We start from the raw sequence: 14287 nt of genomic DNA, 5'->3' as shown, positions 1-14287 counted from the left end.
CAGGTGTGAATGTGCTGATGAACGCAGGTGTATAAACACTTGTAGCAGCTGCCGTAGGAACGAGGCTGCGTCCGGCTGAGTAGCCGTCTTAAGTCAGCCATTGCGGTTTGCCAGATGAACCTCGCTCTCAGGATTTACGATTGCTGCGCAACCGGACGTAGCCTGGCGGCAACTGCTACAAGGACCGCAAACAACCCGGCCCACAGCACGCTCAACCCAAGCAGCGTCGGCCACAGGCCCAGAGGGAATTGCACCGCGCCCAGACGTTGCCCGGCGTAATACGACAGCGGTCCACCGATGGCTCCCAGCAAAACAGAACGCCACCAGGGCTTGGCAGTCCACGCCAGGCAATGGTTCAGGGTGATGGCCAGCAGTGCCCACAACAGCATCAGCCAGAACGGAATCAACACCCCGGGCTGGGCGAAGGCGAAAACTCCGGCATTGAGCAGCAGGCTGTCCACCGCCGAGCCAAGCAAGCAGACCACAACCACTAACCGCACTTCTGCCAACGAAGGGCTGATAAACAGCAGATGCACCAGCAGGGCGCCCGCGGCCAGCAGTAACCACAGGCTATTGCCGCCCAACACACAGGCAAACCAGCCGAGCTGGAACAGCCCGGCATTGGCCAGGTTTTTAAGCATTGAACCGACCCAGCAATGGCGCGGGCATGGCCGCCGGTTTGGCCAGCAACAGTTGTGCAGTGCCGATACTGCGCTCAAGAAAGCCACCTTCGCAGTAGCACAGGTAAAACTCCCACAGGCGCAGAAAGTAGTCGTCGTAGCCCAATTCCGTTAAACGGCCGTGTGCCCGGCGAAAGTTCTCATGCCACAAACGCAGGGTTTTGGCGTAGTGCAGGCCAAAATCTTCCATGTGCATCAGGTTCATATCGGTGTCCTTGCCAACGATTTCGAGCATTTTCTGCACGCTGGGCAATGCGCCTCCGGGGAAGATATAACGCTGGATAAAGTCCACGCTGCTTTTCGCCTGCTCGTAACGCTGGTCGCGAATGGTGATGGCTTGCAGCAGCATCAGGCCGTGGGGCTTGAGCAACTGGGAGCATTGCTTGAAATAGCTGGGCAAGAAATGATGGCCGACGGCTTCGATCATCTCGATAGACACCAGCTTGTCGTATTGCCCGGTCAGGTCGCGATAATCCTCCAGCAGTAACGTTACTTGCTCTTGTAAGCCCAGCGCCTCGATGCGGGCTTGGGTGTAGTCGAACTGTTCTTTGGACAATGTAGTCGTCGTCACCTTGCAACCGTAATGCTGCGCCGCATACAAAGCCATGCTGCCCCAGCCGGTACCGATTTCCAGCAAATGGTCTGTGGGCTTGAGGTCGAGCTTCTGGCAGATGCGCTGCAGCTTGTTGAGCTGGGCTTGCTCCAGGGTGTCGTCAGCCGTTAAAAACTGCGCCGCTGAATACATCATGGTCGGGTCGAGGAATTGCTCGAACATCTCATTGCCCAGGTCGTAATGCGCGGCAATATTCTTTTGCGAGCCCTTGCGGGTGTTGCGATTGATCCAGTGCAAGCCGCGTATCAACGGGCGACCCAGGCGGGCCAGGCCACCTTCCATTGCATCGAGCACGTCCATGTTGCTGACCAGCACGCGGATCACTTTGGTCAGGTCAGGCGAACTCCAGTAGCCATGAATAAAGGCTTCGCCGGCGCCAATCGAGCCGTTGCTGGCAATCATGCCCCAGACACTTGTGTCGTGAATCTGCACCTCGCCGACCAGACCCGCGCCGCTGTCACCGAACATCAGGCGTTCACCGTTTTCGATGACCACCAGATGCCCGCTTTTCAATTGACTGAGTTGGCGCAGCACCCCGCGTCGCAGTAGTGCGCTGGTCAGGTTATGGGTAGTCGACAGTGAGGTTTTGCTCACCAGGCTAGGGCTCTTCATGGCGTTGATCCTTGGGTTGCAGGGCGGCAATGCGAAAGGCGCCGTCGGCGGCCTGGTGGGAAAAAATCGGGGTGCGCTTAAGAAACAGGCGCAAGGCTTGCCAGTAGATGGCCAGACAAGTTTTGGCGGTCATCCACGGGAACTGCCGCAAGTAGCGATGCAGGCCCGGGCGGTCCAGCACTGTGCGCTGCAGGTTGAGGGTGGCGTCGAACAGTTTGAGGTCGCCCTGCCAGTCCGCCATATGCACCCCGAGCCGGGCCTGGGGCGGGCTGAAACTCATGCGGTATTCCAGATCCCGTGGCAGAAACGGCGACACATGGAAGGCCTTGGCCACGGCAACGTGGGCAAAACCGTCTCCCTTGGCGGGAAGCACATAGTGATAACGTTCGCGCCAAGGGGTATTGGTGACTTCGCACAGGACGGCGGCCAGTTTTCCGTCAGCTTCGTAGCAATAGAAGAAACTCACCGGGTTGAAGGACAGCCCCCAGCTACGGGCTTGTGTGAGCAAGCAGATCGGGCCTTGCGGGGAATAACCCAAAGCGCTGGAAACTTGCTGGCGCACCGCATCAATCAGGCGCATGCCGGTTGCGGTGAAGGTTTTCAGGTAATCGGTTTCGCGAAAGGAGAAGGGCGCAAAGCGGCTTTTTCCTGCCAGCGGTGAAAGCCCCAGTACAGCGTCTTGCTCATCCAGATCCAGATATAACAGGCCGATCTGATAGCGAAAGGCATGGGGCTTTGGGGCAAAGCGTCGATGGCCGATCCAGCCGCTGTACAGGGCGCTGTTCATAATGGCTGGCCAAAGGCCTGGGCCACGCGCAAGGCGCTGACCACGCCGTCTTCATGAAAACCGTTGGCCCAATAGGCGCCACAAAAGTAGCTGTGTTGCGCGCCCAGCAGTTCTTGCCAGCGCGCTTGTGCGGCAATGGCGGCCAAACTGTATTGCGGGTGGGCATAGGTGTAGCTGGCCAGCACCTTGAGTGGATCAATGGCCGGGGTTTGGTTGAGGCTGACGCAGAATGTGGTCTCGCTCTGAATCCCTTGCAGGATGTTCATATCGTAGGTCACGGCCGCCCGTTTTTGCCCTTCGCCACCGAGGCGATAATTCCAGCTGGCCCAGGCCAGTTTTCGGTCGGGCAGCAAGCGGGTATCGGTATGCAGCACCACATCATTGTCGGCGTAGGGCATGGCCCCCAGGATCTGTTGTTCTGCGGCTGTAGGTTTTGCCAGCAACCTGAGGGCCTGGTCGCTGTGGCAGGCAAAGATCACCTTGTCGAAGGATTCAGTACCGCCAACGCTATGCACCAGAACGCCTTCGGCATTGCGCGCGACCTGGATCACCGGGCAGTTGAGACGAATCCTGTCGGCAAAGCCTGCGCTCAAGGGTTTGATGTAAGCACTGGAGCCACCCTCAATCACACGCCATTGCGGGCGATTGCTGACGCTGAGCAAACCGTGATTCTTGAAAAAACGCACAAAGAATTGCAACGGGAAGGCGAGCATGTCGGCCAGGGACATGGACCAGATAGCAGCCCCCATCGGCACAATGTAGTGCTCGATAAAGCGCGAGCCATAGCCGCGTTGCTGCAGGTAGTCGCCCAACCGGGTATCGCTGGCAATACGTTGCTCGTCCAGGTCGCGAATGGCTTCGCGATTGAAGCGCAGGATATCGCGCAACATGCCCCAGAACCTCGGCGACAGCAGGTTGCTGCGCTGGGCAAACAGGCTGTTGAGGGTGTTGCCGTTGTATTCGAGGTTGCTGTCTGTGTCGTGGACGGAAAAGCTCATTTCAGTGGCTTTGGAGCGCACCCCCAATTGATCCATCAACTTGATGAAGTTGGGGTAAGTCCAGTCGTTGAATACGATAAAGCCGGTGTCCACAGCATAAGCCTGGCCTTTGACGCTTACATTGACGGTATGGGTATGGCCGCCGACCCAGTCGCTGGCCTCGAACACGCTGATATCGTGTTCTTTATGCAGCAAGTAGCCGCAGGTCAGCCCTGAAATCCCGCTGCCAATGATCGCGATTTTCATGATGGCTTACCGTCGGATGTGCGTGCCAGACGCTTGCCGAGCGCCACTTGCAAACGTTTTGGCAGGTTGGCCAGCAGCCGCAGGATGGCAATGAACGGTGTGGGAAAGGCGATTTCCAGCGGGCGTTTTTCCAGTCGCTGGCAAATATGCTGCGCCGCTTTTTGCGCTGGCCAGCGCATGGGCATCGGGAAGTCGTTGTGTTCGGTCAAGGGCGTGTCAACAAAGCCCGGGCTGACGAGGGTCACGTCAATGTTCTCCTGGGCCAGATCGATACGCAGCGATTCAAGCAAGTAGCGCAGCCCCGCTTTCGATGCTCCATAAGCCCCGGCCCGGGGCAGTGGCCAATAGGTGACCGAACTGACCACGCCCACCAGATGCGGCTGTAAGCCTGCGCGCAACAGTGGCAGTGCGCTCTCAAGGCAATAGCTGCTGGCCAGCAGGTTGGTGCGCACCACGCGTTCGACCAGTGCCGCGTCGAACTGGCGGGCGTCGACATACTCACAGGTGCCGGCATTGAGGATTACGGTATCCAGCGCGCCCCAGGCCTGGGCGATGCGTTTGCCGATCTCGCGTACCTGTACGCTGTCGGTCAGGTCGCCGGGCACCAGCAAGACTTGTCCGGGGTAACGATCGGACAAGACTCTCAAGGGCTCCAGGGTGCGAGCGGTCAACGCCAGCCGGGCGCCGCCGCTGAGCAATACCTCGGCCATCTGCGCGCCAATGCCGCTGCTGGCGCCCGTAAGCCAGATCCGCCGCCGATCAACCATGGCTGGCCTCCAGCATTTGCCGTGACGGCAGGTTTTTGAATGCACTCAAGGCCCGGTCGCGGCTTTGGCTCAGGTTGACGATGGGCGCCGGGTAATTGGCCACGCCAAACAGACCACCCAGGGAGGCAGGGTTATGGACCTGTTTTTTGTTCAGGTCTTTCAGCTCGGGTAACCAGTGCTTGATGAATTTGCCCTCGGGATCGAAGCGCTCTGACTGGGTGACCGGGTTGAAAATACGGAAGTACGGCACGGAATCGGTACCCGTCGATGAACTCCACTGCCAGCCGCCGTTGTTGGCGGCCAGATCGCCGTCGATCAGGTGCTGCATAAAGAAGCGTTCGCCTTCGCGCCAGTCGATCAACAGGTTCTTGGTCAGGAACATCGCCACCACCATGCGCAGGCGATTGTGCATCCAGCCGGTTTCCAGCAGCTGCCTGATGGCCGCGTCGATAATCGGGAAGCCGGTGCGCCCCTGTTTCCAGGCGCTCAGTTCATCCGGCGCGTTGCGCCAAGGCAGGTATTCGGTTTCCGGGCGAAAGGCGCGATGACGTGAGACCCGTGGGTAGCCCACCAGGATATGTTTATAAAACTCGCGCCACAGCAGCTCGGTGATCCAGGTAAAGACCCCCGGGCTGCCGCTTTCAAACTCGCCGTTGTTGCTGTGCAATGCTGCGTGCAGGCACTGGCGGGGGGACAGCACGCCTGCTGCAAGGTAGGGCGAAAGCTGGCTGGTGCCGGGTTTGGCGGGCAGGTCGCGTTCGTCCTGGTAATAGTGGATTTGCTCGTCGGCAAACTGTGCCAGGCGCTGGTGAGCCTGATCTTCGCCTGCCGGCCACAGTGCTCGCAGTGATTCGCTGGGCACTGTGAAACCGCTGACAGACTCGGGTATGGCGTCGCTCTCAATATTCAGCAAAGACTGCTTCTCAGGCTTGGCAACCTGCTTGGGCAAGGCCATATGCAGGCGGTTGTAGCAGATCCGGCGAAACTGGCTGAAGACCTGGAAGTACGAACCCGACTGCGTGAGGATGCTGCCCGGCTGGAACAGCAACTGGTCGAGGTAGCTGTGAAACTCGATGCCCTGGGCTTCAAGCGCCCGGGCCACCGCCTGGTCGCGGCGGGTTTCGTGGATGCCGTATTCCTGATTGGTGTGAACCGCCTCGACACTGTGTTGCCGGCACAGCTCAAGAAGCACCGCAGGGGCCTGGTCCCAGGTGGGCGCGGTACGAATCAGCAAAGGAATATTGAGCTGTTGCAGGCTGTCGCTCAGGGTGCGCAGGTTGCGCAGCCAGAAGTCGACCTTGCACGGCGCATCGTCATGGGCCAGCCATTGCTCGGGGCTGATCAGGTACACGGCCAGGGTGGGGCCGCGTTTGGCGGCGGCGCTCAGGGCGGTGTTGTCGTCGTGGCGCAAGTCGGTGCGCAGCCAGATCAGTTGCATGTCATTTCCTAGCGATAAAGGCCGAGTTGGCTGAGGCGTTGATGGGCCTCTACCGGGTCGTGGGCCAGATACAATCCTGCGATCTCGGTTGTAGTTACGGACAACTGGTCGAAGTGGATGCATACCGTTGGTCCGGCGATCAGGGTCGGGCAGTCGATATCCTGCAACAGCCGGGGCAATTGCTGGGTATTAAGGGTTTTACTGGAGTACAGCACCACGGCGCGGGGCTGCAAATGCTCGACAGCCAGGCCCAGTTCGCCGCCGGGTACAGAGGCGTCGAAGACTTCGACCGGGCAGTGGCTGCTGCTGATCAGCAAGGCGGTCAGCCACAGTTGTGGCTCGAAGGGCAGGTCCGAATGATTGATCAGCAGCACCGGCGCGCCCTTGAGCGAGCGGTTGTTGTGATAAATCCGCGCGCCCAGTTTGCTGCGCAGCCAGGAGTGGAAAAACACCCGCTCCAATTGCGCACCGAACTGCCCTTGCCAGCGTTGTTCCAGCTCGTTCAAAAGGGGCAGCAGCAGTTGCTCGCAGAGCGGGCGGGCAGGGTAGAGCGACATTGCCTGGTTGAAACAGTCATCGAGGCGGCGTTCGGCCAGCTCACTGATGGCTTCAATCATGGTTTGCCGCCACGCCTGCCAGTCGCTGTCAGGAGCCGGGGCCAGTGCAGCTGGCGCGTTGAGCAACGGCTTGATCTGGCTGACCGACACGCCACGGTTGAGCCACAACAAAATCTGCTGGATACGCTGGATATGTTCGGTCGAGAACAGGCGATGGCCCTTGGCCGTGCGGTGCGGCACGATCAGGCCGTAGCGGCGTTCCCAGGCACGCAGGGTCACGGCATTCACGCCGGTGATGCGTGACACTTCGCGGATCGGCAACCAGCCTTCGGCCAGCGCCTGGCTGTAGTCCGTATCAGGGGTGTTGGACATGATCAGGTCATCATTCATGGTCAGATGGCATTACGCAGGCTGAGGTCTTCCGGATGCGGCTGCAGGTAAACCTGGCGCGAGATATAAGCGTGCGGGTGCAGGCGAAAGTGATGCTTGAGCAGGGTCAGCGGCACGACCAGTGGCACGATGCCGCGCAGGTACTGGCCAATCAGTTGCTGGACTTCCTGCTTGTCTTGCGCACTGATGGATTGCTTGAGGTAGCCGCTGATATGTTGCAGCACGTTGGTGTGGGTGCGGCGGGTGGCGCATTTTTTCAGGGCTTTCATCAGCTCGCTGAAGTAGTGCGGGGCAATGGCTCGCGGGTCTTGCTTGCCGAGGTTGCCGAGCAGAGCGCCGAGGGTTTTGTATTGCACCGGGTGATGGGCCATCAGTTGGTATTTGTAGCGAGCATGGAACTCGGTCAGTGAGCGGCGGGTGATGCCCTGTTTGAGCAATGCCTGCCAGGCGCTGTAGGCGTAAACCCGGGTCATGAAGTTTTCGCGCAGCACCGGGTCGTTCAAACGGCCGTCTTCTTCCACCGGCAAGTCGGGGTTGGCGTCGCAGAAGGCCCGGGCGTAGATACCACGCCCGGCAAGCTCGGCAGGGCGGCCGCCATCCTGATACACCTTGACCCGCTCCAGTCCGCAGGACGGTGACTTCTGCATAAAAATGTAGCCACAGATGTCAGTGTGCACGGCGGCCATTTCCATACCGTAGTCGTGCAACGGGCGGGTTACGTTCAAGGTGCTGTCGACAGTGCCTACCGCCTGGGGCGCTGCTGGGTCGCCAACCAGGCGCACTGGCTGGCGCGGAATGCCAAGGCCGATGGCAACCTCGGGGCACAGCGGGACAAACTCGAAGTGCTGGCTTAACGCCTGGCTGCACAACCGCGATTCTTTATGCCCGCCGTTGAAGCGCACCTCAGCCCCCAGCAAGCAGGCGCTGATGGCGATTTTCGGTTTGTGTTGAGCGGATGCGGTGCTGGCCATGTGACGAACCTCCAAGAATTACTTGTACATCTTTCTGTTGATGTACAACTTGAGTTCATCATATGCCGGATGTTGTACAAGTCAAATTTCTTGTACAGGTATTTGCAGGATTATTAATTCCCCGTAGCAGCTGCCGAAGGAACGAGGCTGCGTTCGGCGGCGAAGCCGTCGCGAAAGCTGAAAACGATATCTGTCTGACACACTGCACAACCGGACTTTACGACGGCTGCGCCGCCGAACGCAGCCTCGTTCCTTCGGCAGCTGCTACGGCAAGTTTTGTGTCAATTCAATCCAGATGCTCGATCAGCCGCCGCGCTGCCTCCTGGCCGCTGAGCCAGGCGCCTTCGACGCGGCCTGACAGGCACCAGTCGCCGCAGGCATACAGGCCCAGGTCGGAGTCCGCCAGTGCGCCCCATTCATGTGCCGCCGCAGGCCGGGCGTAAAGCCAGCGGTGGGCCAGGCTGAAAATCGGTGCGGGGGTCGGGAAGTGCATCAATTCGGCAAAGGCACCGTGCAAATGCTCGATGACCGATTCCTTGGTGCGGTCGAGGTTCTGTTTGCTCCAGGCGCTGGTCGCATGCAACACCCAGGTGTCGGGCTGGCTGTCACGCCCGGGTTTGCTGCGGTTGCGGGCCAGCCAGTCGAGCGGGCTGCCTTGTACAAAACAACCTTCCATCGGCGTATCGAGGGGGGACTCGAAGGCCAGGGCAACAGCCCACGCAGGCTCCATTTTTACCCCAGCAGCGGTACTGGCCAGTTTGGGCGCGCTGGACAGCAGGGAGGTGGCCTGTGGCGCCGGTGTGGCGATGATGACGTGGCTGAAGGGGCCGTGCTCCTCGCCTTCGGCATCGAGCAGGTGCCAGTGTTTTTCACCCCGGATCAGGTCGGTGATCTGGCAGGTAAAGCTGATCGGCAACTGGCCCAGCAAGCCGCGGGTAATGGCGCTCATGCGCGGCGTGCCCACCCAGCGGGTCTGTTCGTCCGGGGAGGGGGTCAGCTGGCCATTTTTATAGTGGTACAGATGGGGTTCCCACTCGACGGCCCAGCCGTTGGCCTGCCATTGCTGGACTTCATCGACAAAACGGCGGTCGCGAGCGGTGAAATACTGAGCCCCCAGGTCCAGTACCCCGACATCGCTGCGCTTGCTCGACATGCGTCCGCCGCTGCCACGGCTTTTATCGAACAGATGAATCACATGCCCCGCCTTGTGCAGGAAATTTGCTGCTGCCAGCCCGGCTATGCCGGCACCGATAATTGCGATGGGTACAGTCATTAGGGCCCCCGATCTCTGTTTGCACAGACTACGCCGTCGGCAATACCTGTACAATTCTGATTTTTAGTATAAGTTTTAGCGTTTCTTCCGGATCCATGTGGCCTATTCTTAAGTTAGCTCAACGACTGGTTAAAGGTCTTTCTATAAAAATAGACCAGTGCTACCGATAAAACTCCTTGCGAGGATCAACTCATGCACATTTTGCTGACCGGCGGTACAGGCTTGATCGGGCGTCAGCTCTGTCGTCACTGGCTGGCGCAGGGCCATCGACTCAGTGTGTGGAGTCGGCGCCCTGAGCAAGTGGCCCGATTGTGTGGTGCCCAGGTGAAGGGAGTCGCACTGCTTGAAGAACTTGGCGAGGAGCCGATCGATGCCGTGGTCAACCTCGCCGGTGCGCCCATTGCTGACCGGCCCTGGACGCGCAGCCGCAAGGCGTTGTTGTGGAGCAGCCGCATTACCCTGACTGAAACCCTGGTGGCCTGGCTACAAAGCCGCGAGCAAAAGCCTGCTGTACTGGTGTCCGGTTCGGCCGTGGGCTGGTATGGCGACGGCGGCGAGCGTGAGCTGACAGAAGAATCGCCACCCGTGAGTGAAGATTTCGCCAGTCACTTGTGTATCGCCTGGGAAGAAACCGCACAGCGTGTTGAGGCCTTGGGCATGCGTGTGGTGCTGGTGCGCACGGGGCTGGTGCTGGCAGCCGAAGGCGGCTTTTTGTCGCGCCTGTTATTGCCTTTCAAGCTGGCGTTGGGCGGGCCGATAGGCAATGGTCGGCAATGGATGCCGTGGATTCATATCAAGGATCAAATCGCCCTGATTGATTTTCTTGTGCATGAGAATGCCGCCAGCGGTCCTTATAATGCCTGCGCGCCGCAGCCGGTACGCAATGCCGAGTTTGCCCGGACCCTGGGTCAGGTGTTGCACCGCCCGGCGTTTATGCCCATGCCCGCTTTTGTATTGCGCGTGCTGCTGGGCGAAATGTCCGGTTTGTTGCTGGGTGGCCAGCGAGCGAGACCTGCAAGGTTGCTGGCAGCCGGTTTTACTTTTCAGTTCACCGATTTGCGTGCGGCGCTCGATGATGTGGCCCGCCCGCCCCTGAAATAGGAAGTTGCATGACCGACCACGCGCTGTTGCTGGTTAACCTGGGTTCGCCGGCATCTACTTCGGTAGCGGATGTACGCAGTTACTTGAACCAGTTTTTGATGGACCCCTATGTAATCGATCTGCCGTGGCCGGTGCGACGCTTGCTGGTGTCGCTGATCCTGATCAAGCGGCCCGAACAGTCAGCCCATGCCTATGCCTCGATCTGGTGGAAGGAGGGGTCGCCACTGGTGGAACTCAGCCGCCGCTTGCAGCAGGCCATGACCAAGGAGTGGACCCAGGGGCCGGTGGAACTGGCCATGCGCTACGGCGAGCCATCGATCGAAACCGTGCTCACCCGCCTGGCTGCGCAGGGGATTAAAAAGGTCACGCTGGCGCCGCTTTATCCGCAGTTTGCCGACAGCACCGTGACCACGGTGATTGAAGAGGCCAAGCGGGTGGTAAAGGCCAAAAAACTGCCGGTTCAGTTCTCCATCCTGCAGCCATTCTACGACCAGCCCGAGTACCTCGATGCGCTGGTGGCCAGTGCCAAACCGCATCTGGAGCAGGATTACGATCACTTGCTGCTGAGCTTTCACGGCTTGCCCGAGCGGCATTTGCACAAGCTGGACCCCACCGGTAACCACTGCTTCAAGAATGAAGATTGTTGCCAGAACGCTTCGCCTGCGGTGCTTGCTACCTGTTATCGGGCACAGTGCCTGCGCACGGCCCAGGCCTTTGCCGAGCGCATGGGCCTGCCGGAGGGCAAGTGGTCGGTGGCGTTCCAGTCCCGTCTGGGGCGGGCCAAGTGGATCGAACCCTACACCGAGGCGCGGCTGGATGCGTTGGCCAAGCAAGGGGTGAAGAAGATTCTGGTGATGTGCCCGGCGTTTGTGGCCGATTGCATCGAAACCCTGGAAGAGATCGGCGATCGCGGACGCGAGCAGTTTATCGAGGCGGGGGGCGAGGAGTTGGTGCTGGTGCCGTGTCTTAATGACCACCCGCAGTGGGCGCAGGCGTTGAACACGTTGTGTGAGAGGGCGCCGCTGGCGCTGTAGGGCTAAACCTGAAACCCACTTGTGGGAGCGGGCTTGCTCGCGATGCAGACAACGCGGTCTATCTATTGGATAGAGGTGATGCCATCGCGAGCAAGCCCGCTCCCACGGGGATTACAGGTGGTTCATGGGCTCAGATAACCGGCCCGTCACCTTTTTTCTTGTGCTTCCAGCTGTCATTGCCCGGCAGGATCAGGTTCAGCGCAATCGCCACAATGGCGCACAGCGCGATGCCTTTGAGACCGAAGTCCTCAGGCCCCATCCCTGTACCGATCAGTACGCCGCCAATCCCGAATACCAGGGTCACCGAGACGATCACCAGGTTGCGTGCTTCGCTCAGGTCGACTTGATGGCGGATCAGGGTGTTCATGCCCACCGCTGCAATCGAACCGAACAGCAGGCACAGAATCCCGCCCATCACCGGCACCGGAATGCTTTGCAGCAGTGCGCCGAACTTGCCGATAAATGCCAGGCTGATGGCAAAGATTGCCGCCCAGGTCATGATTTTCGGGTTGTAGTTCTTGGTCAGCATCACTGCGCCCGTCACTTCGGCGTAGGTGGTGTTGGGTGGTCCGCCCAGCATGCCAGCAGCCGTGGTGGCGATACCGTCACCGAACAGCGTGCGGTGCAGGCCCGGGTTTTTCAGGTAGTCACGACCGGTCACGCTGCCTACGGCAATCACGCCGCCGATATGTTCAATGGCCGGGGCCAGTGCCACGGGGACGATAAACAGAATCGCCTGCCAGTTGAACTCGGGCGCGGTGAAGTGCGGCAGGGCAAACCACGGTGCGGCAGCGATCTTGGCAGTGTCGACAACACCGAAGTAGAACGCCATGCCAAAACCTACCAGCACACCGGCAATGATCGGCACCAGACGGAAAATCCCTTTGCCGAATACGGCCACGATCAGGGTGGTCAGCAGTGCTGGCATCGAGATCAGCATGGCCGTCTGATAGTGAATCAGCTCGGTGCCATCTTCAGCGCGGCCCATGGCCATATGCGCCGCAATCGGCGCCATCGCCAGGCCGATCGAGATAATCACCGGGCCAATCACCACGGGTGGCAGCAGGCGGTCAATAAAACCGGTGCCCTTGAGCTTTACCGCGAAACCGAGAAAGGTGTACACGAAACCGGCTGCCATCACGCCGCCCATGGTCGCAGCCAGGCCGAACTGGCCCTTGGCGAGAATGATCGGGGTAATGAAAGCGAAACTCGAAGCCAGAAAGACCGGCACCTGGCGCCGGGTCACGATCTGGAACAGCAGAGTCCCGAGACCCGCCGTGAACAGCGCAACGTTAGGGTCCAGGCCTGTAATCAAAGGCATCAACACCAACGCGCCAAAGGCCACGAAGAGCATCTGCGCGCCAGAGATGATCTGGCGCCAGAGCGGGTCGTTGAACTCGTCCTGCATGTTAAATGTCCTTTTGCTTGGTGCCGAAGATCTTGTCGCCGGCATCGCCCAGGCCCGGAATGATGTAGCCGTGCTCGTTCAAACGCTCATCAATGGAAGCGGTGTAGATGGTCACGTCCGGGTGAGCGGCTTCAACCGCAGCAATCCCTTCTGGCGCGGCAACCAGCACCATCGCGCGGATTTCCTTGCAGCCGGCTTTTTTCAGCAGATCAATGGTGGCAACCATCGACGAGCCGGTGGCCAGCATCGGGTCGATAATCATCGCCAGACGCTCGTTGATTTCCGGAACCAGTTTTTCCAGGTAGGTGTGGGCCTGGAGGGTTTCTTCGTTGCGGGCAATGCCGACAGCGCTGACTTTGGCGCCCGGGATCAGGCTCAGGACACCTTCAAGCATGCCGATACCGGCGCGCAGGATCGGTACGACGGTAATTTTCTTACCGGCGATTTTTTCAACTTGAACAGTGCCGCACCAACCGTCGATATTGTAGGTTTCGAGGGTCAGGTCACTGGTGGCTTCATAGGTCAGCAACGCGCCGACTTCCTGAGCGAGCTCGCGGAAATTCTTCGTGCTAATGTCAGCACGGCGCATCAGGCCGAGTTTGTGACGGATCAGCGGGTGGCGTATCTCACGGATAGGCATAGGGAAAAAACTCCGGGGGCAGGCAAAAAAACCGGCCTAGATTAATCTAATCCGGGGTGATGTCCTACAGACATTACTGCACGTTAGTCCATAAATGCTTGATCTGAGCCAAGCGGATGCGTACCTTTGCCCGCTTTTCTTGCACAACCCCCCCTGGAGAGCGTCATGTCTGCTGATCTCGAGCATATCCGTCAAATCATGCGAGAGGCTGACTGCCTGTACACCGAAGCTGAAGTCGAGGCGGCCATTGCCCGCGTTGGCGCGCAAATCACGGCTGAAATGGCCGAGACCAATCCAGTGGTATTTTGTGTGATGAACGGCGGCCTGATTTTCTCCGGCAAGCTGCTGACCCATCTGCAATTTCCGCTTGAAGCGTCGTATTTGCACGCGACGCGCTATCGCAATGAAACCACGGGCGGTGACCTGTTCTGGAAAGCCAAGCCGGAAGTGTCATTTATCGACCGTCATGTGCTGATCATCGATGACATCCTCGATGAAGGTCACACCCTGAGCGCGATTGTTGATTTCTGCAAACACGCCGGTGCCCGTCAGGTGCATACCGCGGTGTTGATCGACAAGGAACATGAGCGCAAGGCGCGTCCTGACCTGAAGGCCGACTACATGGGCTTGCCGTGCGTTGACCGTTACGTGTTTGGCTATGGCATGGACTACAAAGGCTACTGGCGTAATGCTGCCGGTATTTATGCCGTCAAAGGTATGTAAAAAATATCGTTGAAGCTTTCTTCCAGAGAGCTTCAACCCGCTGTTCCCC

14 protein-coding genes are annotated in these 14287 nt (G+C 59.3%); 3 read left to right on the top strand and 11 right to left on the bottom strand.

Annotated elements, in window-relative coordinates:
* Window positions 1-134: 134 nt before the first annotated feature.
* The 9 genes from AB3G35_RS22740 to AB3G35_RS22700 all read right to left on the bottom strand — a co-directional run bounded on the left by AB3G35_RS22740 (window position 135) and on the right by AB3G35_RS22700 (window position 9332).
* Complete coding sequence (locus AB3G35_RS22740) at window positions 135-641, bottom strand: DUF2878 domain-containing protein (protein WP_106115799.1); 507 nt, start codon at window positions 639-641, stop codon at window positions 135-137.
* Window positions 634-1905 (bottom strand): cyclopropane-fatty-acyl-phospholipid synthase family protein, encoded by a 1272-nt coding sequence (locus AB3G35_RS22735; protein WP_016781761.1) that lies wholly within the window; start codon window positions 1903-1905, stop codon window positions 634-636. The genes AB3G35_RS22740 and AB3G35_RS22735 overlap by 8 nt, the downstream gene beginning before the upstream one ends.
* Window positions 1892-2692: a DUF1365 domain-containing protein gene (locus AB3G35_RS22730; protein WP_169846220.1), complete on the bottom strand. Its 801-nt coding sequence runs from the start codon at window positions 2690-2692 to the stop codon at window positions 1892-1894. The genes AB3G35_RS22735 and AB3G35_RS22730 overlap by 14 nt, the downstream gene beginning before the upstream one ends.
* The gene (locus AB3G35_RS22725) at window positions 2689-3936 is read right to left on the bottom strand and encodes an NAD(P)/FAD-dependent oxidoreductase (RefSeq protein WP_095040399.1); all 1248 of its coding nucleotides are present in this window, start codon (window positions 3934-3936) and stop codon (window positions 2689-2691) included. Before AB3G35_RS22725 ends, AB3G35_RS22730 begins: the two co-directional genes overlap by 4 nt.
* Window positions 3933-4703 carry an SDR family oxidoreductase gene (locus AB3G35_RS22720; protein ID WP_086798682.1) on the bottom strand — a complete coding sequence of 257 codons (771 nt, stop codon included), beginning with the start codon at window positions 4701-4703 and terminating at the stop codon, window positions 3933-3935. Before AB3G35_RS22720 ends, AB3G35_RS22725 begins: the two co-directional genes overlap by 4 nt.
* Window positions 4696-6141 carry a deoxyribodipyrimidine photo-lyase gene (gene phrB, locus AB3G35_RS22715; RefSeq protein ID WP_369782155.1) on the bottom strand — a complete coding sequence of 482 codons (1446 nt, stop codon included), beginning with the start codon at window positions 6139-6141 and terminating at the stop codon, window positions 4696-4698. The genes AB3G35_RS22720 and phrB overlap by 8 nt, the downstream gene beginning before the upstream one ends.
* An 8-nt stretch (window positions 6142-6149) precedes the next feature.
* Window positions 6150-7088 (bottom strand): MerR family transcriptional regulator, encoded by a 939-nt coding sequence (locus tag AB3G35_RS22710; RefSeq protein ID WP_369782154.1) that lies wholly within the window; start codon window positions 7086-7088, stop codon window positions 6150-6152.
* Window positions 7089-7090: 2 nt separating this feature from the next.
* Window positions 7091-8059: a YbgA family protein gene (locus AB3G35_RS22705; RefSeq protein WP_369782153.1), complete on the bottom strand. Its 969-nt coding sequence runs from the start codon at window positions 8057-8059 to the stop codon at window positions 7091-7093.
* A 286-nt stretch (window positions 8060-8345) separates the two neighbouring features.
* Complete coding sequence (locus AB3G35_RS22700; protein ID WP_016781768.1) at window positions 8346-9332, bottom strand: NAD(P)/FAD-dependent oxidoreductase; 987 nt, start codon at window positions 9330-9332, stop codon at window positions 8346-8348.
* 192 nt (window positions 9333-9524) lie between these two features.
* Between AB3G35_RS22700 and AB3G35_RS22695 the strand changes: the two genes are divergently transcribed.
* Window positions 9525-10433, top strand: a complete 909-nt coding sequence (locus tag AB3G35_RS22695) for a TIGR01777 family oxidoreductase (protein ID WP_016781769.1) — start codon at window positions 9525-9527, stop codon at window positions 10431-10433.
* Window positions 10434-10441: 8 nt separating this feature from the next.
* Entirely contained in the window at window positions 10442-11467 is a 1026-nt protein-coding gene (hemH, locus tag AB3G35_RS22690; RefSeq protein ID WP_169845213.1) for a ferrochelatase, read from the top strand.
* A gap of 130 nt (window positions 11468-11597) precedes the next feature.
* Here hemH and AB3G35_RS22685 read toward each other — a convergent pair whose 3' ends face one another.
* Together AB3G35_RS22685 and upp are read right to left on the bottom strand one after the other, a co-directional pair.
* Window positions 11598-12875: a uracil-xanthine permease family protein gene (locus tag AB3G35_RS22685; RefSeq protein WP_016781771.1), complete on the bottom strand. Its 1278-nt coding sequence runs from the start codon at window positions 12873-12875 to the stop codon at window positions 11598-11600.
* 1 nt (window position 12876) lies between these two features.
* The gene (gene upp / locus AB3G35_RS22680; RefSeq protein ID WP_016781772.1) at window positions 12877-13515 is read right to left on the bottom strand and encodes a uracil phosphoribosyltransferase; all 639 of its coding nucleotides are present in this window, start codon (window positions 13513-13515) and stop codon (window positions 12877-12879) included.
* A 165-nt stretch (window positions 13516-13680) separates the two neighbouring features.
* Between upp and AB3G35_RS22675 the strand changes: the two genes are divergently transcribed.
* Window positions 13681-14238 (top strand): hypoxanthine-guanine phosphoribosyltransferase, encoded by a 558-nt coding sequence (locus AB3G35_RS22675; RefSeq protein ID WP_016781773.1) that lies wholly within the window; start codon window positions 13681-13683, stop codon window positions 14236-14238.
* Window positions 14239-14287 lie beyond the last annotated feature (49 nt).

It is taken from the genome of Pseudomonas sp. WC2401 (assembly GCF_041200115.1).
Lineage (GTDB): Bacteria > Pseudomonadota > Gammaproteobacteria > Pseudomonadales > Pseudomonadaceae > Aquipseudomonas > Aquipseudomonas fragi.
The sequence above is the reverse complement of the archived record's forward strand: the minus strand, read 5'-3'. Positions and strand labels throughout refer to the sequence as shown.